This is a genomic window from Photobacterium sp. 1_MG-2023, assembly GCF_030547945.1.
Classification (GTDB): Bacteria; Pseudomonadota; Gammaproteobacteria; order Enterobacterales; family Vibrionaceae; genus Photobacterium.
On sequence record NZ_JAUORR010000004.1, the window covers coordinates 117,710 to 136,750 of the forward strand.

Here is a 19,041-nt window from a genome sequence, read left to right on the forward strand (position 1 = left end):
GACCTTCTCCTTACGCTGGCTTCACTGCCTTCAATATTGGTAAAACGCCACGCTCGTTGTAGTAAACATCTGTGACCACCAAACCAGCATCTTCCATTTGAGCTCTGATTTCATCTTCACTGACAAAATTTAAATAGGTCGCTTGTAAAATATCACCAAAAATTGAAAACTCTTTCATAAGATCAGCTTGGGGAATACCATATTTCTGCCATTCTGAATCACCCGGTGGTGGAGGCGGCGTCAGAAAACTAATATAAAGTTGTCCTCCTGGTTTAAGTGCATTCGCGAAGTTACGGTATAATTCAATCAGACGTTCTGGGTTGGATTCATACATGTTCAAACCATTGCTTGTAATCACATCAAATTCATCAGAATAATCTAAAGACCAAGCATCCTTTACATCGAAGAAGCATATTTCAGATAATCCAACACGATGTGATTTTTTCTTCGCATACGCAATAGACTCCGGGTCGAGATCAATACCGAATAATTTCACATCTGATCGACCACGGTAGTCCTGATCTAATAACTCATCCATGACACCACAAGGAATAGAGGCAATAGCATCCACATGATCTATTTCATTTTTCAGGAGGTTCTTAAAACGAATAAACCTTTCTCGTGCCTGACATAACAATGAGTTTTCCATCAGCCAGTATTTCAGAGGATGTGTATCCTCAGAATCACACTGTTCCGTGAATATATAGGACGTCCAATACCCATTTAAGCCACGATTGTGTAGTAGAAAAATGCCCAAATCGAAGGTTGCTAACTCATCAACTAAAGTTAACGTATCTTCTAAAGGAAGTATCAGACTAGATTGGTTTTCTATAAGTCTATTTTTAATTTCATATATAATATTTTTTGTTTCTTCAGAAAGAGATAGTTCAGATGTTGTCTTATGCGAAACCATTGTCGTCATTGTATTTACCCTTTAAATAATCCAACCAGCATTGATGAAACCAGACTTAACATATTTGTCATCTAATAATTCTGTACGCTTTAGTGCACGCATAACATTTTTTACGATAGGCACATCAGGTGTAACTTCAAAACCTTTGTAGATTCTATCAATGACATTCTTATTCTCTTCTTCATCATCAATCATGCTATCGAGGTAGCTTTTATTAAACGATTTCTCAGATTCGACATTTAAGTACATTTTCACGAATTCTGCGATATGACGACCAATATCTTTTCTCGAAGATTCGGACATCTCTCCCCAGGTATATTTCAAGAGCTCCATAAAGAATATATAGTGTCTTGATTCATCATTCATATGATCATTTACATAATTTTTGATCGACGGGTGGACAGACTTTGCATTGAAGAACTCGACCAATTCCCTAACCAAAGTTGTTTCAAATATACAGACTGCAATAATTTCGAAGAGTTCTTTATTTTCATCATCTAATCGGCTCATGATTTCTGTGACTGAATAATAAGAATCTGATTGAGGCAGAACATCTTGCTTCAAGTAAGGATACTGTGATTTCAGTTGATTCATTAAATCCCGAGCAACATATACATGATAATACTCATCAATGATTACCGTGTATGCGTTCATTTTAATTTGCTCAGGATAAGAAACAGGTAAATCAGAGTAGATTAATTTGTTACACGCCGAGCTGATCAGTTTAATCTCTAAAGTTACAATATCATTTAAGTATTTAAAAAGAGACCGAATTAAGAGTTCGGATTTTTCATCATCACTGATATTTTTCAATCGTTCATCCAGTAATACAGGCTGGTTATCCTCTGGAAAAAAATGTCCATCAATGGTGAAGTCAATCTTCTTTTCTGGTCGCGTTCTGATGGAAGATCGTTTCTCCCACTTCTGTATATATAAGGGTGATAGCCCTTCTCGTGCATCTTTATCATTGATCGAGATTTTTCTCTTCTCTTCCATAAATTCATTTCCTCTGATAACAATCAATATAAATTCAGGCGATAATTATCCATAGGTTACAGATCGACCTATTGATTAAAAATATATTTATTTACTTGAATTAAAAATATACCCATCAAAAAAATTCAGTGAATATTCAATGACGGGTATTTAAGCTTAATATGAATCTGCGAAGGCTTGCTTATCTTTTCTACGGTAAAAAATAATCGTCAACACTAATGCAATTGAAGAGACACTCAACATGATATATGCCATCTCTAGAGGATCTCCCGTGTATAAATAACTACTCAATGTGGTTGATCCAACGACAAGCAATGATCTTGAACTCATATTAAATGCAGATGCAATACCAAACATTTCAGGAAAAACACTCATTGAACGACCAAATACAATGGGATACAACAATGCGAAACCAATACAGAAAATACTCATCAGTGTTGTCACCACTATTGCGTCATCCCCAAGGATAACAAGCAAACAGAGGCTAGTGATCACCATGAATATACCGGCTTTCTCAGCTTTCTCCGCACCGCCAATCAAAGTCGTTATCTTTGTGGAAAGTAAACTGGTGACAGAAAATGATGCCACAACAATGAAGAAATGCACTACAAACTGAAATAGTGAAAGCTCAAACGTTTCTCGATACAAAAATGCTGAGGATGCAATAAATACCATATAGGCTGAAAACAGCAAAGAAGGGACAAGGGAGGCAGTCAAGAAAGTTGAACTTGTAACGAGTTTACGATAACTGTCGGTTAAGAATTTCAAGTTAACAGTGACTTTATCTTTTTTCGTCTCAGGTAAAAACAGCATTAACGCGATAAATGAGAGCAATGTGATGATCGCAACAACAGCATAGTTTCCTCGCCAGCCTAAGTGATAGTTAATCCAGCCCCCAGCCAACGGTGCTAAAGACATTACAATCGACATAAATGCATTTACCAGGCCAAACAGGCCATACATTTTTGCGCCTTCGTATTTATCCGAAATAATTGCAAAAACAACGACAACTGGAGCACAAGCACCAATTCCCTGAATAAGCCTTGAGAAAAGCAGAAATTCAATACTTGTCGAAAAAACACACCCAATCGCGCCCAATAGCATCATCATTGAACCAAACAGAATCACTTTTCTGCGCCCGTAGCTCTCAGAAAGTGGCCCGTAAATCAATGCACCCACCACAAACCCGACAAAATTCAACGCAATGGTTAACTGTATTAATCCAATTTCTGCGTTGAATTCTTTAGCTATATCCGGAAAGCTCGGAATTGACATATCTATTTCTATACAACCTGCCAATAATGACAGCAATAAAAGAAATGGAACGATATCCATTTTACCTGACGCTTTACTCATACCTAACCCCAAAGGTGTACCGATTAAAAAATGCGTACTGTCGCCTGTAGCTCCAAAGGGTTTATGAACAACACGTCCAGCATCAACGAGGCCAGAAAAGCAATCGTAACAGCTGGTTGCGCGTTTTCTTCACCCAAAGTTCAACCGTTGATATCACTTTCATTCAATGAAATGGCTGAGTTGATGACAGGTTAAACATAAAACACCTAAATGCAACTGATAGCACTGCCACTATTTTAATCATGCGATCTATTTAATGTTTTTTTAGTATAAGTTGTTAGTAAAAGATCTAAGTGGTTGATTTATTGTGACCGAGATGTTAAATGGCGCTTTCAAAGATTAGTATTTCATGGGTATTTTTATTTAAAATCAGCAGGATAGCTGTAGAAGGGCGTATGCTATGTCGCCTTCTGCCAGCATCTTTAACAGAGGAAACCAGGGCACTCACGAAAAATCTGTTACATAAAAACCTTAATCCAACAATGTCAACATACCAGGGATGCAGCAGTGGCAACACATTCTCAAGGAATGTGTTCAGCGAAGTCGTGAGTTGAGAAACATCGAACGAAAAAAGCCTCGTCAAACGACAAGGCTTTTAAATGTGGCGGATAGACAGGGATTTATCGCTCGCAAGCTCGCGCCTCTACGGGCGTTGCCAGAAGGCAACGTGGTCTCGCTCCGTTCGGCTGAACCCACACTAGGGTTCCGCACCCTATCTTGATTGTGCCAAAGTTCAGATGAAAAAAAACCGCTGAGTGATCAGCGGTTTTTTCGAATGTGGCGGAGAGATAGGGATTTGAACCCTAGATACGCTATTAACGTATGCCGGTTTTCAAGACCGGTGCTTTCAACCACTCAGCCATCTCTCCGAAATGTGGCGGTGAGGGAGGGATTCGAACCCTCGATACGTTGCCGTATACACACTTTCCAGGCGTGCTCCTTCAGCCACTCGGACACCTCACCAAATTGTTTGTTGCGCTCTGTCTCGGCAACGGCGGCTAATGTACTGGCTGGAGCCTTGAGGGTCAAGGAATTTTCTGAAGAAGTTGTACTTTCTTGGCTTAAATGATGATGAAAAGATCAAATCGCTTTTTTCTTAGGCCTGACACGGGGATATTTCTACACTTGTAAGATATCGCTTTTACTTTCATGTCGTTTCAGTATGCGCAGATTTTTAGAACCCTTCTCTATTTTGCTGTTACTTTTCTCGCTCAGCACCGCGGCTGCCAGCGAAGAGCCAGCCGACACGCCGAACAGTGATCCACTGGTAGAATACAGTCAAGCGCTGGACAAGCAACTTGAACTTGCAGGGGGTCAGGAATCAACTGCAGAGAATGAAAAATTACTGGAACGCCTGCTTCAGGCCCAGGATCAATTAGAAAAAGCTAAAAGTTATCGGAAACAGGTTGAAGAGAGCCGACAGTTGCTGGATAACTTCGGCGAAGAAACGCAATCCCTGAAATCGCAACTCAAGGATTTTAATGCATCGACTTTTCCCGATTTCAGCCAGTGGGGGCAAGATCAGCTGACGCTTGAAATTGCTGATCAGGACAACAAGCTCGAACAACTGGAACTGCGGCGTCATAACTTTCGCAACGAACTGGAAGATATTGAACGCGACATCGATGCGTTTCCAAAGCGGGCCGAACAACTTCAACAGCAGATTGGTGATGCTGAAAAAGCTCAGAAACAAGCCGAACGGGACCGGGATACGCAACTGCTTCTGCTCCACAACATTGAATTTGCTTTCTACAATAATCAGCTTTCAGCGCTGGAAACAGAACAGCTTGCTGCAGATAACCGCCGCACCTTAACCAAACAAAAGCTTCAATTGGTCAATGCCGAGATTGAAGCCCGGCAGGCTTACCGGAATAATCTCCAGCTGATGCTGAACCGACTGCTCAGAACAGAAGCCGAGCAAACCGCACAAGATACGGATGCGCTGGTTCAGGAACTGGAAGACTTACCCCCGGAGCTGAAACAGCTGAGTGAAGAAAACCGCCGTTATGCCAATGTACTTTCCTCTCTTTCAGACCAGCTCGATCAGGTCCAGCAAAAGCAGGAGACCACGGATCATCAGTTAGAGCAGGTTGCCAAAACCTCCGAAGATCTGAGCAACATGGCTGAATGGCTCTCACTCAGTCCGGCTTTTAGTGAAAACATGCGCACCCGCCTGAGCCGGCTGCCCAGCCCCCCAGACATGACCGGGCTGGACAATCAGATTGCCCAGAATCAGGTTCGGAAATACGAATACCAGCAGCGATATGAAGATCTCTCAGATGTCGCCGATGCTCCCCCGGCAAAGAACCTCTCTGATGAGCAGAAAACGCAGCAGGGAGAACTGATTGAGAACAATCTCTCCCTGCTTGAAAAGCTGATTGATAGCAGCGACATTCTGATTTATCAGCAGGCGACGTTAAAAGTCGCTTTCGATAAACTCAATACCTCGCTGGAGCAGCTCAAAAATAATGCAACCCGGCTTTTGTTCTGGGCACCGGATACCAATGCCTTCAGCCTGAAGCTGGTTGAAAGCACATTGGAAAAACTGCAATGGTTTTTCTCGCCGTCCCATTGGGTCGGACTGCTGAAAGTACCTTTTGTCGCCGACCCCATTCTGCTTGGATTTTGTCTGGTGATTATCGGCCTGCTGATTCTGGCATTAAGCTGGTGCCGGAAACGCTGGAAAAAGTACCTGAGTGAAACCAGCCAGTCGATTGGCAAAGTCACCCGAGACAGATTCAGTTACAGCACTATCAACGTGGTCATCTCTGGGCTGTTTGCATGGCCGGTTCCCCTGACAGTTGCAGTCGTGGGTGCGTTGCTGACTGCCTTGTGGCAACTCCCCTTTATCCATCATCTTGGCCAGGCTCTGGCCCTGCCCTGGCCGCTGGTTATGTTCTGCTTTATACGTGAACTGGTCCGCCCGGATGGTCTGCTCATCAAACACTTCGACTGGCAGCCTGAACTGGTCGCCAGGTGTTTTGGTCATTACCGGCGACTGATCTGGCTGTACTTACCGATGATGGTCATGCAAAATTTCGCCATTGATTACAATGACTCCGATGTCAATGCAACACTGGGACGTTTAGCTTTTCTGATCAGTAACCTTGCCGTCAGTTTCTTTCTCTGGCGCATGGCCAATGAACGGATTCCCATGACCTATCGCGATTTGCCGCAAGGCCAGTTGCACATTGGTCATCATCTGTTCTGGTGGTTCCTGATTTTGCAGCCACAAGTGCTGAATTATTTTGCGCTCCAGGGATATCTCGGATCAGCTCAAAAACTGATGTCCAAACTTGAATATGCAGCCGTACTCGGCGTATTTACGCTCCTGATCTATTACCTGATCAAGCGGTTGATGCTCATTCAGCGGCGGCGGCTCGCCTTTGAACGGGCGAAAGCCAAACGGCAGGAAATTCTGGCACAGCGGAAAGCTGAATTGCTGGAAGAAAAAGAAGAACCTGCCAGCCATGAGCTGCACATTGACATCGAAGAACCCGAAGTCGATCTGGACATCATCAGTGCGCAATCTCTGCGCTTGCTGCGATCCCTGTTATTGCTGATCTTTCTTTCGCTGCTGGCCCTGCTCTCTTCAGACTTGTATCAGGCAACCAGCTTTCTGGAGGATATTACCTTATGGGATGTCAACGCGAACATTGACGGTATTGAACAACTTAGTCATATCACCCTGAAAAGTGTGCTGCTGGCATTGCTGGCCTTATGGTTAACCGCCATTCTGGCGCGAGATCTGCCGGGTGCCATGGAGTTACTGGTGTTGCAGCACATCAGTCTGAGTCCGGGGACAGGCTACGCGATTACGTCGCTGACCCGTTATCTGGCCATTTTCTTTGGCATCATCATCGGCTCGGCTTTAATTGGATTTGACTGGTCGAAAATGCAGTGGCTGATCGCGGCCTTGGGTGTGGGTCTTGGTTTTGGTTTGCAGGAAATTTTTGCCAATTTCATATCCGGCCTGATCATTCTCTTCGAGAAACCCATTCGTATCGGGGATACGCTGACCATTCGCGATCTGACCGGCGTTGTTGCCAAAATCAACACGCGTGCCACGACGATTGTCGACTGGGACAGAAAAGAAGTGATTGTGCCGAACAAGGCCTTTGTCACAGAACAGTTCGTCAACTGGTCACTGTCTGATTCAATCACCCGGGTCACTATTTCCATCAGTGTCAAATACCTCGCCGACACAGATCGGGTCACACAACTGCTTTTTGATGCCGCAGAAGAATGTGAGCTGGTTCTGGACAACCCGGCGCCCGAGGTTTTCTTCCTCAGTATCACCGCCGATGCACAGAACTTTGAAGTACGCGCCTACGCTGCAGAAACGGGGCACCGGCTCAGCCTGACACACGATCTGCACAGTCGCATCAAACGCAAATTCCTTCGTCATGATATTTCGATTGCCCATCCGCAGCTCGAGGTCGCCATCAAAAAGCAACAGCGGCATCCACTGAGTCGCTAAGCCGTTGGGGGAGATGAAAAACAAAAAGCAGCCAGTCAGTGGCTGCTTTTTACATTGTGTCACAGAGGAGAATCAGGCTTGCTGGTAATAACCCGGCACTTTAAACATACGGCGACATGCTTCAAGAAACTGACCGTAGACCCCCCCGAGGATCCCACTCACAACGGCATTACTGGCAACAGCAGTCATGATCTGATCAGCATCAGCACCCACAACCCACAAAATTGCGGCATAAACGGGTGACTGGAACAGCACGTAAGCCAGCATATCTGAAGTAAACTTCATCCAGCCCTGCGGACTCAATCGGGTCCCCTGACGAATCATCCAGTCACGGAAAACGCCGTAGGGCCAGGCAATCGCGATATTCACTGGAATAGACAGTGTTCGGGAAGCTAACGATTGCTGTAACGTCATACCAGACACAAAAACTTCGATCATCATGCCTGTGATAAAGCAAAAAACGACCATCGCGAATGTGTCTGCCGCAGCATGACGCATATTAAATTGTTCTTTCACTGCTACCCCGACCAAACAGAAATAAAGCCCGATAAAAAATGTATTGACGGGCTATATCTCTAAATAATAGCGACAAACCCAGTCATATTGCGTATTAAAACAGCTTTCTTGTAAAATTTCCCACCATATTCTTTATGGTGTAGTTAATTTACAACTTAATCGCGTGATGAAAGCCGCATTTTCCGCTACCGACGCACCACTGACGTGCTAGAAGGAAGAAATCAGGAATTCAGGCAGGCTGAAATCAGACAACAAACTCGCTGAGATTCGAAGTGAACGGGGAGGTTTACATCGTATTTCTTCACGCTGCCGGACTAGAGAACCAATACGCGATGAAATCGGACCAATGAATCAGAAAAGACTTCAATCCATTGAAAATAAATGACTAAAATTTTCATGAACACCCCAAAACAGAATCACACGCCCGGTTTATGAATTGAATCCCTAAAGAATGATGTCTTTTCGTCGCCAACCTTTGATCATACCTGTGAAACCGACCTGAAAAACAAGAAAGTGATGTCGATGCATTCAACGCTCGACAGAAATAAAACAACGTGAAATGTGAAATTAAATAACACTTATTTAACAATTCACCGCAACACAAAAAGGGAGCCAGAGGCTCCCTTTCATCTTTTTGAGATTGGTGTCTTTAGTAGTTCAGGCTCACAGTCACACCAGAGAAGCTGCTGTAACCACGTAACATCACATAGTAAGTCTGATTAGAGGACACAGCGACATTACAGGTTTCATTATTCCCGTAACGGTAAGGTCGGCAATCCCAAGACGTCGTGGTCGGTTTGCTGCCAGCTTTCACGTACAAATCCACATCACCGGTGCCACCAGAAACGCTCACTGACGCACTGGAAACATTGGCAGGTACGGTAAAGGTATAATGCAGTTCGCTGTTCGCATTACCAGACAGTCCGCTGATTGGTTTACCTTTTTCCAGCGTATCGCCGGTTGGAGGCGGTGTTGTACCACAGGCAGCGTTCACACCGACAGTATTAAACGCATCAACAACATCTGCCGTGTTATAGCCCAGATCCTCAGCCGCTTTCACGACACCACAACCGCCCTGATCAAAAGTTGAATTTGGAGTCCAGTAAAGTTGGTTTGCAACCGCAAAGATTTCAAAGCCTTTCCGTGGATCCCAACCCGCTTTATTCGATAACAGATAGTAAGCGCGGTTGAACACACCACTTGAATAGTGAACATTCAAACCAGAAGTATACTCGGATGCATGGTCAATCGAACGGCCATCACGGGAAGGTTGGTCAAAATAACGCAAGCCACCCGATTGCTTGAAGATGTCGCTGCCGACAACCCAGTCAACACTGCCACGCATGTAGTATTCAGCCGCTTCACCTGCGATATCAGAGAATGCTTCGTTAATACCACCGGACATATTCCGGTATTCCAGACCTGAGTTTTGCTCGGTGAAACCGTGGCTGACTTCGTGCGCACTCACGTTAATATCGACCAGTGGGTAGAACGTCGAATAACCATCACCAAAGGTCATTGCCTGTCCGTCCCAGAAGGCATTTTCATAGCTGTTACTGTAATGAACACGCATGGTGAGCTGGAAGGTCAGTGGTGCTGTATTCAGCCAGTCTTTATACATGTCGAAAACAACCTGACCAAAATAATGCGCATCATTCAGCGGAGAATAAGCACCATTAATTTGTTTCCGATCGTTATAGTTTGCATCCGTCGAACAGTTGTAGCTGAAAGCCGTTGAACCTGACGTGCGATGGTTCAGGTCGACCGTTTTCACCGCGCTGGTATTCATGGTACAGGTTGAACCATTCTTTTCGACCATGAAGTTCGGAAAGTCGACGCCAAACTGATATTGACCGGTCTTGGTGTTACCGCCAGGGCCAGTACCCGGCGCCTGAATATGTGCAATGCTTTCCCAGGTGTCCAGCACATCACCAGAATTTGCGTCAACAAAGAAGAATGGACGGGATGGCTCTTCACTTGCGACAAAGAAACTCACTTGATAAACCAACTGAGCCTGATTGCTTTCATTCAGGCGAACCATGAGTTTCACTTGCTCGTTCTCTACAGGCAATGCTTCCGGTGCCAGTTGTGCATGGGCTGCAGCATGATGTGCTTTCGCAATATTCAGTGCCTGTTTCCCTTCCAGACCAGGCAAAATAGCAGGCAGATCCTGCTCAACATTCTGGGCCATTTGGCCATGAACCTGAGTCAGCCCTTTGGCATTCGATGTGGCCACAACGCCGGTGTTATAAACGGGTAACCCTTTATAAAGCTGCTGATAGCGAACTTTTTGTTTACCATTTGGCAGGTTGACCGTTTTGACCGCTTTAAAACTGTTATTCAAAGGCGCCACGGAACGTGCTGACAACCCTTGTTCTAAGACAGAGACATCGGTGACATCAACCATGTCTGCGGCTAGTGTTGGTAAGGTAAATAAAGATCCTAGCGTTAATACGGCTACTTTTTGTCGTTTGTTTGTTTTCATTACTCATTCCTAGAGATTTTTAGCGAGCTGTCCTGCATCTCCCAACCAACAAATCAGTACTGCTTCAATGATTCATCGCCAAACAACTGAGAACTTCCTGTTTCAGCCCTGTTATCGATTAATTGGCTTTTTGTTAAAGCGATTTAACTTTGGCGTATCTTTTCAATCTGTTGCAAACAAAAAATACAAAAAATAACGAGAAGGATGTATAAGAAAGTAGACACATTAATGACAGAAAAGATAATACATAGGAGCTTTTATTCTATTCTTATTTTAAAACAGTTGGTTAATTAATTTTTATGTGTATATTCAATTTTACACATAAGCTTTATTGAATATATAGATATAGATAAATTGAAAAATGAAATGCAATAAAATCATGAGTTTTGTATGGTGACTCGCAAATTTATTCTATTTTAGAATAGTTTTTATTTGAATGATGGCTAATAGATATTTTTGAAATTTTTTCAGTTTATTTGATATTAAATTAAAATCATGCTTAGCCAAGCAAGATAATCCTTCTTTATATTCAATCACACCTAAATTAATCAGCTAAAAATCAATAATGATGATGTATTTTCGACCAGCCTTAAAAGGAAATACCGGAGTTTTATTTCACCATGGAATGAGATGAGCTCGGAAATGATGATTTCAGGGTTCAGATAGGCAAATAAGCCTGAGCAGATGACTGTTCCGGAGAAGGAACAAATCATTGAACACCTTCAGATATGAAAAAAGACGTCCTTAGACGTCTTTTCAAAAGATGGCGGTGAGGGAGGGATTCGAACCCTCGATACGTTGCCGTATACACACTTTCCAGGCGTGCTCCTTCAGCCACTCGGACACCTCACCAAATTGTTGGTCACTGTTGGCCAGCAACGGAGCGCTACTATAGTGATCTGTATCTTGTGGGTCAACCGAATATCCCACAAAACAAATCAAGTGAATATTTTTCAATCAAATCCAGCCCGACCTCCCCTTTTTCATCCCTTTCAACGCTTCAATACTGTGTCTGTCCGCTCTGCCTGCTACAATACGGGCCATTCAAAGTCAGGCATCATGATGGAATGTCTGCCCAATTGCGAAGAGAACTCAACATGTCTGCACAACTTTCAGCAATCCTGCAAAACACAGAGCTGAGTGAGCACTTACTGTCTGAATACCAAACCCGAGGCTTTGTCACTGCAATGGCGGCTGCGCCTCATCTGCTGGATCCGGCTGAATGGCTGGCTTACCTTTGGGGTGGCGAGGAAACCTCACCTTTCAGTACGCACGAAGAACTCGAAAACTATGCGAATGCGATTGTCGAGATTTGGAATGAATCCCGTCAGGCACTGCTAACGAGCGCCTGGCAATGGCCTGAGGCGTGCCAACTGGACGACAGAGAACTGGTGACCGAAGAAACCCGAGCTTTTGCTGAAGGTGTCTTACAGGGTTGGCAGCTCGCGCGCGATGACTGGGAAACCATTATGCCGGAAGACAGTCAGGACAATGCGCTGCTCGGTGGTGTGTTGCTGTCAGTCAGCCTGCTGTATGATCCGGAGAATGCAATTGCAGCCCTGTCTGAGCAAGGCGCGGAAGGTCTGGCACAGTTTGAGGAAATCTATCATGCAATTCCGCAAATGCTCTGCGGGCTCACGCAGCGTGCACAGCAACTGACAGAAAACAGCTGATCCCTTGTGTTTTCAGGACGGGACAACACATCCCTTCCTGAGCGCAAACAACTGAAACTAAAAAAGCGGCCAAAGCCGCTTTTTTATGCTAAAGAATGCTCAGGCATTTCCTTTGACCTGAAGCTGAAGTGCCGCAGCAAAGTCCAGCATCCGATTCAACGGGATCAAAGATTTCACGCGAATTGACTCATCCACAAAAATCTCATGCTTTTCACCGCCTTCACGCAGTGCCGTCTCGATCGCTTTCAGGCCATTCATCGCCATCCACGGGCAATGTGCACAACTGCGGCAAGTGGCCCCTGCTCCTGCAGTCGGCGCTTCAATCAGTTCTTTTTCCGGAACCATTTGCTGCATTTTAAAGAAAATGCCTTTGTCCGTTGCAACAATCAATTTCTGTTGCGGCAGACTTTTCGCCGCTTTGATCAACTGACTGGTTGAACCCACTGCATCCGCTAAAGCAACCACACTGGCCGGGGATTCCGGGTGAACCAGAATTGCAGCATCGGGATGCAAGTGTTTCATGTCTTTTAAAGCTTTGGCGGAAAACTCGTCGTGAACGACGCACTCTCCCTGCCACAGCAACATCTCTGCACCTGTTTTCTTCTGGATATAACTGCCCAGATGACGATCCGGGCCCCAAATGATGGACTTGCCTTCACTGTCGAGATGCTCAACAATTTCCAGTGCAATACTTGAAGTCACTACCCAATCGGCACGTGCTTTCACAGCGGCAGAAGTATTGGCGTAGACAACAACGGTATGGTCCGGATGCGCATCGCAAAATTCAGTGAACTCTTTTTCAGGACAACCTAAGTCTAAAGAACACTCTGCTGCCAGGGTCGGCATCAACACCTGCTTTTCAGGCGTTAGAATTTTGGCCGATTCACCCATGAAGCGGACGCCGCAAATAATCAGGGTTTTCGCTGGATGCTGATTCCCGAAACGCGCCATTTCAAGTGAATCACCAACAAAACCACCCGTCTCTTCTGCCAGGGCCTGAATTTCTGGATCTGTATAATAATGCGCGATCAGAACGGCCTCTTTTTCTTTCAGTAAGGCTTTGATCTTCGATTTGTAGTCTTCCTGCTCATTCACCGTTAAAGGGATCGGCTTTGGCGGGAATGGGTAAACCATTTCTGTAGGGTCAAATGTCAGGCTCATTACGTCTTGCTCTATCAGCTCGTCCTTTCAATCCGGGCATTATACACTGCAATTGCACTGTAATACTAATATGCTCGGTAAAACGAAGCCCACACCACCAACCTGCACATCACAAGTTGATGGTGAAGCAAAACGCCAGCATGGCGTCAGGGAATTATTTGAGGGATTTCAGGCTTTTCTCAGCCTGTTGTGAGGTCGTGGTATTGGGATATTCTGCGACCACTTGCTGATAAAGTTTTTTCGCTTCATCCGGCTTGTTCGCACGTTCAGCAAGGACCCCCATTTTCAGCAGCGCATCGGCACGCTTGTTGGAGTCGTGAAAATCTACGACAGATTGAAAATGCGATTGCGCCTCAGACATCTTATTCTGTGTGAAGTACAACTGACCCAGCCAGTAATGAGCGTTTGCCGCATAGACAGATTCCGGATAAGCCGACAGAAATCCGTTAAAGGCTGTAATCGCGCCCGCGTAATCTTTCTCTTTCAGAATCAGATTCACAGCACTTTCGTAGGCCGAGTTTTCATCTACATTGGCAGCATAAGTTTCACCACCACTGTTGTCAGTTTTTTCTTCTTTTACTTCCGCCGGCTTGGAGCGGCTCAGCTTATCAATTTCACGGTAAAGCTCGCGCTGGCGTTCCAGCATCTGCTTCATATCGTAACTGTTCCGTTCGACCATGCCACGTAGCTCACCAACATCACGGGATAATTCATCCAGTTGACGCTGCATATCCAGTTGCATCTGGCTTCGTGCTTCGAACATCCGTTCTAAACGTTGCAGACTGCTGTCACTGCCTGAGGAGCTGGCATTCAGCTCTGTCACAGGAGCAGGTGCGGCGACCACTGGGGTCGCCGCACCAATCAGCAACGTTAATGCGATGTTTCGCATCAGGTTACTGTTCATCTTGATTACCTTAACTTAGTAAACCAGAACCGAGCGACGGTTCTTCGCGTAATCGGCGTCAGTGTGGCCCAGTACCAGCGGCTTCTCTTCACCGTAGCTCACAATAGAAATCTGGCTTGAGGATACGCCCAGCGCTTGCAGGTATTTCGCAACTGCATTCGCACGACGCTCGCCCAGCGCGATGTTGTACTCAGGTGTACCACGCTCATCTGCGTGACCTTCAACAACGATTTTCACGTTGCTGTTGTTACGCAGGTATTCAGCGTGTGCTTCCAGCATTTCCTGGTAGCTTTCCTGAATTTCAGCATTATCAAACTGGAAGTAGATCGTCTGTTCCTGACGCAGCTGCTGGTTACGAACTTCTTGCTCTGACATTGCCGCTGAACCTGAATCTACAGGTGTTGTTACAACTGTAGTTTCTGAGCCAGTTGTACCAGCATTCGTTTGAGCCGCAGAACTATCTGTGCTCTCAGTTGAGCTACAAGCAGCCAGAGTAAACATTGGCAGCGCAATTGCCAAACCCTTTAAAACTTTATTCAGTTGCATTATTTTTCCTTATATATCGCTTTATTGCGGTGAACCTTATAAAAACGGTCCCCAAGATGGTGCCCTAACTCGACCACTGGTAGCGGGTAAACGCGCTTTGAATCGCCCGTCTATCGACACCAGGGACAGTTCGTTAGATTTGTTATTCACCGAACTGTAAATGACCATGCCACCGTTCGGTGCAATGCTTGGAGATTCATCCAGAAATGTCTTGGTTAGAATCTGCAATGCACCTGTTTTCAAATCCTGCTTGGCGATGTTGTAACCAGAATCCGATCTGTGCACCATCACCAAATAACGACCATCCGGAGTCAGTTGACCACCGAGGTTTTGCGATCCTTGCCATGTCAGACGCTCGGTCGAACCGTCAGATAAATTTACTCGATATATCTGGGGTTTACCACCTCTGTCTGACGTGAAGATCATCGATTGACCGCTTGGATCCCAAAACGCTTCAGTGTTGTTCGCACGCCCGTCTGTCACCTGTTTCATCTTTTTGGTCTGAAGATCTAATGTGTAGACCTGCAGACTGCCACTTTTTGACAAAACCATCGCCAGTTTGCGTCCATCCGGAGAGAAACGCGGCGATCCGTTGTGTCTTGGGAAAGAGGCGACCATTTCACGGGTGCCATTTGTAATGTCCATGACAAAAATCTGAGATTGCTGATTTTCAAAGCTGACATAGGCCAGTTTATTGCCATCCGGAGACCAGGACGGAGACATCAGCGGCTGTTTGGATTTCAGCACTAACTGCTCGTTATAACCGTCATAATCAGCAATACGGAGCTGATATGGATAGCCTGATTTGTCATCAATCACGACGTAGGCGATCCGGGTCAAAAACGCCCCTTTTTCGCCGGTCAGCTTCTCGTAAACCACATCAGAAATCCGGTGCGCAAACTGACGCATCCGGTTCAGTCGGATGGTTGCACGGTTATGCAGCAAAATATGGTCACTGGTCTGAACCAGTTGACCGTTTTCCAGTCCGCGGCTTTCACCATTTGTCAGTTGACCACGAACGACATCAATCAGTTTGTAATTAACAACATAATTTCCATCGGCATTTTTATCGATGGTCCCTGTCACTAGTGCATCAACACCCATGGCCGTCCAGGCAGAATAATTGATATCTGCATCATGGGTCGGGGTTTGCGGCATTTCGTTTGGCGCAACCGGGCTGAATTTACCACTGCGGCGTAAATCGGAAGCAATCACAGCCGCCATATCAACAGGCGCAGCCCCTTCGCCCTGCCACTGAAAAGGAATGATCCCGATCGGACGCGCCGAATCGACACCTTCAGTAATCACGAGTTCAAGTTCTGCGTGTGCCAGCTGGCTCATGGTGAGCAGGGCTGCACACAAGCCCAAAATCCAACGTTTCATTCCACCTTCCCTCTTAACTAACTGGCTTCACGGTTAAGCGAATTGATCGCAGTTTTTCCACCACAGCCGGATCTTCAGGCATAGGAAACTGGCTGACTTTGACAACAGCAGCCTTTGCCGCACGGCAAAGGCTGGTATCTCCACCGACATCGGATACATCTAACAGCAAGCCATTCGCAGACAACCGCATTTGCAGATTGCATTCTTTGCCGGAAAAATTTTGATCAAACAGAAGGTTCTGCTGGATCATTTGCTTATAAATTTCGCCATAACGCGTTGCCTCATCCGTGACAAACTGCCCTTTCGCACTCCCACGCAATTCACTTTCAGCTTCCAGTCCGGCGAACATGTCATTCAACGCAGCTTCCTGCTGACGTTGCAGTTCCTGCGCTTCTTTCGCCTTCCGCTCAGCCTCTTTACGGGCAGCCTCTGCTTTACGGGCTTCTTCTTCCGCTTTCTTCTTCGCGGCTATTTTTGCCTGGCGATCGGCTTCCGCTTTACGGGCAGCTTCTTCAGCACGTTTTTGCTCTTCGACTTTCTTCTGGCGGGCCAGTTCAGCCTGACGAGCGGCTTCTTCCGCTTCCTGTTTCGCTTTCAGCTTCGCCTGACGTTCTGCTTCAGCTTTGTTCGCCGCTTCGCGTGCCAGTCGCGCATCTTCATCCGCTTTTCGCTTCTCTTCCGCAGCTTTTGCTTTCTCACGAGCAATTCGCTCCCGCTCCGCATCGGCTTCACGCGCTGCTTTTTCAGCCTCGAGTTTATCGGATCTCAGCTTGCGTAAACGTTCTTCTTCAGCCTGACGCTGCTTTTCCAGCGCAGCAGCCTGACGTTCCAAACGTTCCAGACGATCTTGCTCGGCACGCTTTGCCGCATCCCGCTGTTCACGAATCTGGCGGGCCTGCTGATTCACCAGTGCAGGGTCAACCACCACGGCCTGAATCGTCGAACCGTGCGGCTTTGGCTTGGACATCGTAAAATCGGTGCCCCAGATCAGCGCAACGAACAGAACAGCATGGAAAAATAACGAAATAACGATGGCAACTGTGTAGTTGTTTTTTTTCATTGATTTTCCTACTGCTCGAGTGGTTCAGTCATCAGTCCCACAGAGCCGACACCCGCCTGATTCAGCGCATCCAGTGTTTCGATGATGGCTGAATAGGGCACTCTTGCATCGCCACCCACCATGACCGGTGTTTTCGGATTTAATTGCAGTTCTGCTTTGACCCGGGTCAGCAATTCATTCAGCGCCAGGCCACGCACCATATCTGCATTATCAACACTCAGCCCCAGTTGGCCGTCTTTGTCGACTTCAACAATAATGGGTGCCCCACTGTCATTCTCACCGGCTAACTCGGCCGCTGTTTTCGCAGATTGTGTCGCCGGGAGCTCAACATCAACGCCCTGCGTAATAAATGGCGCGGTCACCATAAAAATAATCAGCAATACCAGCATGACATCAATGTAAGGCACAACATTGATTTCTGCTGTCATCTTGCGCTTTTTCGGTTGATAAACCGCCATGGTGTTTACTCCTGGTTTGCAGCAAACGCCTGACGGTGCAGGATGCTGGAAAACTCTTCCATGAAGGTGGCGTAGTTATGTTCCAGCTTAGAAACCTTGTTCGTCAGACGGTTGTAAAACATCACTGCTGGAATCGCAGCAAACAGGCCCATTGCTGTCGCAACCAGCGCTTCTGCAATCCCCGGAGCAACCATGGCCAGCGTGGCCTGTTTTACGGCACCCAGTGCGATGAAGGCATGCATAATCCCCCACACGGTCCCAAACAGACCGATGTACGGGCTGATAGAACCCACAGTTGCCAGAAACGGCAAGTGTGTTTCCATATCTTCCACTTCACGGGACAGTGATACACGCATCGCACGACCTGCACCTTCCATCACAGATTCAGGTGCTTTGCCGTTATTTCGGTGTAAACGGGCAAACTCTTTAAAGCCTGCGTAAAAAATCTGTTCCGTCCCGGTCAGGCTGTCTTTTCGGCTCTGCACTTCCTGAAATAAATGGGACAAATCAATACCTGACCAGAATCGGTCTTCAAAACGTTCAGCTTTTGCTGCTGCCTGAGACAGGATCTGAGAACGCTTCACAATCAGCGCCCAGGAGATCACTGACATACCCAACAGGATGAGCATCACAATCTTGACCAGCAGGCTTGCCTGCAAAAACAAATCCAGAATAGAAAGTTCTGCACTCACTTAGGCTATCTCCGACAATATATTCTTTGGGATCACAATGGGTTTCATTGTTTGAGGGTTGACACAGGCTACCTGAACAGTAGCTTTACACAAGCACTGCCCTTCATTGTTTACTAAAATCTGACAAAATTCGATAGAGGCACGACGCACATTGGCTGTCCAGGTACGAACCTTCAGGTGATCGTCTAACTTTGCACCTTTAAGAAAGTCGATGTCCATATGACGAACAACGAAACTAAATCCTTGTGCCAACATGTCCTGTAAGCTGACTCCGAAGCTTCTGAAAAGTTCCGTTCTGCCCCGCTCGAAGAACTTCAGGTAGTTGGCATGATAAACAATACCGCCGGTGTCTGTATCTTCGATATAAATCGTCACAGGCCACTCAAAGGCGTTTTCTTCAGTCATCTGAATACCACGA

General features: G+C 46.1%; 15 protein-coding genes and 3 tRNA genes. 2 read left to right on the forward strand and 16 right to left on the reverse strand.

The genetic code is table 11. The annotated features are described in order from the left end of the window. Window positions 1–10 precede the first annotated feature (10 nt). From Q4579_RS05485 to Q4579_RS05505, 5 genes are all read right to left on the reverse strand, one after another. Window positions 11–922 (reverse strand): class I SAM-dependent methyltransferase, encoded by a 912-nt coding sequence (locus Q4579_RS05485; RefSeq protein WP_303562323.1) that lies wholly within the window; start codon window positions 920–922, stop codon window positions 11–13. A gap of 12 nt (window positions 923–934) precedes the next feature. Continuing rightward, on the reverse strand, window positions 935–1,909 hold the full coding sequence (locus Q4579_RS05490; protein ID WP_303562330.1) for a diiron oxygenase: 975 nt from the start codon (window positions 1,907–1,909) through the stop codon (window positions 935–937). Between the two features lie 156 nt (window positions 1,910–2,065). After that, window positions 2,066–3,265, reverse strand: coding sequence for a multidrug effflux MFS transporter (locus tag Q4579_RS05495; protein ID WP_303562332.1), 1,200 nt, complete (start codon window positions 3,263–3,265; stop codon window positions 2,066–2,068). Between the two features lie 778 nt (window positions 3,266–4,043). Continuing rightward, window positions 4,044–4,134, reverse strand: a tRNA-Ser gene (locus Q4579_RS05500). A 6-nt stretch (window positions 4,135–4,140) separates the two neighbouring features. Continuing rightward, window positions 4,141–4,228: transfer RNA gene (locus Q4579_RS05505), tRNA-Ser, on the reverse strand. 199 nt (window positions 4,229–4,427) lie between these two features. On the opposite strand from Q4579_RS05505, the gene mscM reads away from it, so the two are divergent. After that, complete coding sequence (gene mscM / locus Q4579_RS05510) at window positions 4,428–7,745, forward strand: miniconductance mechanosensitive channel MscM (protein ID WP_303562334.1); 3,318 nt, start codon at window positions 4,428–4,430, stop codon at window positions 7,743–7,745. 72 nt (window positions 7,746–7,817) lie between these two features. On the opposite strand, the gene Q4579_RS05515 is transcribed toward mscM, so the two are convergent. From Q4579_RS05515 to Q4579_RS05525, 3 genes are all read right to left on the reverse strand, one after another. After that, window positions 7,818–8,243 carry an L-alanine exporter AlaE gene (locus tag Q4579_RS05515; protein WP_303562545.1) on the reverse strand — a complete coding sequence of 142 codons (426 nt, stop codon included), beginning with the start codon at window positions 8,241–8,243 and terminating at the stop codon, window positions 7,818–7,820. A 667-nt stretch (window positions 8,244–8,910) separates the two neighbouring features. Then, entirely contained in the window at window positions 8,911–10,746 is a 1,836-nt protein-coding gene (locus tag Q4579_RS05520; protein WP_303562336.1) for a M4 family metallopeptidase, read from the reverse strand. 764 nt (window positions 10,747–11,510) lie between these two features. Beyond that, window positions 11,511–11,598, reverse strand: a tRNA-Ser gene (locus Q4579_RS05525). A 245-nt stretch (window positions 11,599–11,843) separates the two neighbouring features. Between Q4579_RS05525 and Q4579_RS05530 the strand changes: the two genes are divergently transcribed. Next, a complete protein-coding gene (locus Q4579_RS05530) occupies window positions 11,844–12,419 on the forward strand; it encodes a UPF0149 family protein (protein ID WP_303562338.1) in 576 nt (191 codons plus the stop codon). Between the two features lie 99 nt (window positions 12,420–12,518). On the opposite strand, the gene nadA is transcribed toward Q4579_RS05530, so the two are convergent. The 8 genes from nadA to ybgC form a co-directional block, all read right to left on the reverse strand. Further along, the gene (gene nadA, locus Q4579_RS05535) at window positions 12,519–13,580 is read right to left on the reverse strand and encodes a quinolinate synthase NadA (RefSeq protein WP_303562340.1); all 1,062 of its coding nucleotides are present in this window, start codon (window positions 13,578–13,580) and stop codon (window positions 12,519–12,521) included. Window positions 13,581–13,734: 154 nt separating this feature from the next. Continuing rightward, complete coding sequence (gene ybgF / locus Q4579_RS05540; RefSeq protein WP_303562342.1) at window positions 13,735–14,484, reverse strand: tol-pal system protein YbgF; 750 nt, start codon at window positions 14,482–14,484, stop codon at window positions 13,735–13,737. A gap of 15 nt (window positions 14,485–14,499) precedes the next feature. Beyond that, entirely contained in the window at window positions 14,500–15,030 is a 531-nt protein-coding gene (pal, locus tag Q4579_RS05545) for a peptidoglycan-associated lipoprotein Pal (RefSeq protein WP_211647635.1), read from the reverse strand. Between the two features lie 36 nt (window positions 15,031–15,066). Continuing rightward, window positions 15,067–16,413 (reverse strand): Tol-Pal system beta propeller repeat protein TolB, encoded by a 1,347-nt coding sequence (gene tolB, locus Q4579_RS05550; RefSeq protein ID WP_303562345.1) that lies wholly within the window; start codon window positions 16,411–16,413, stop codon window positions 15,067–15,069. Window positions 16,414–16,426: 13 nt separating this feature from the next. Beyond that, window positions 16,427–17,473, reverse strand: a complete 1,047-nt coding sequence (tolA, locus tag Q4579_RS05555) for a cell envelope integrity protein TolA (protein ID WP_211647633.1) — start codon at window positions 17,471–17,473, stop codon at window positions 16,427–16,429. Between the two features lie 8 nt (window positions 17,474–17,481). Then, complete coding sequence (gene tolR, locus Q4579_RS05560; RefSeq protein WP_249199198.1) at window positions 17,482–17,931, reverse strand: protein TolR; 450 nt, start codon at window positions 17,929–17,931, stop codon at window positions 17,482–17,484. 5 nt (window positions 17,932–17,936) lie between these two features. Continuing rightward, window positions 17,937–18,623: a protein TolQ gene (gene tolQ, locus Q4579_RS05565; protein ID WP_211647632.1), complete on the reverse strand. Its 687-nt coding sequence runs from the start codon at window positions 18,621–18,623 to the stop codon at window positions 17,937–17,939. Continuing rightward, on the reverse strand, window positions 18,624–19,028 hold the full coding sequence (ybgC, locus tag Q4579_RS05570; protein WP_211647631.1) for a tol-pal system-associated acyl-CoA thioesterase: 405 nt from the start codon (window positions 19,026–19,028) through the stop codon (window positions 18,624–18,626). Window positions 19,029–19,041 lie beyond the last annotated feature (13 nt).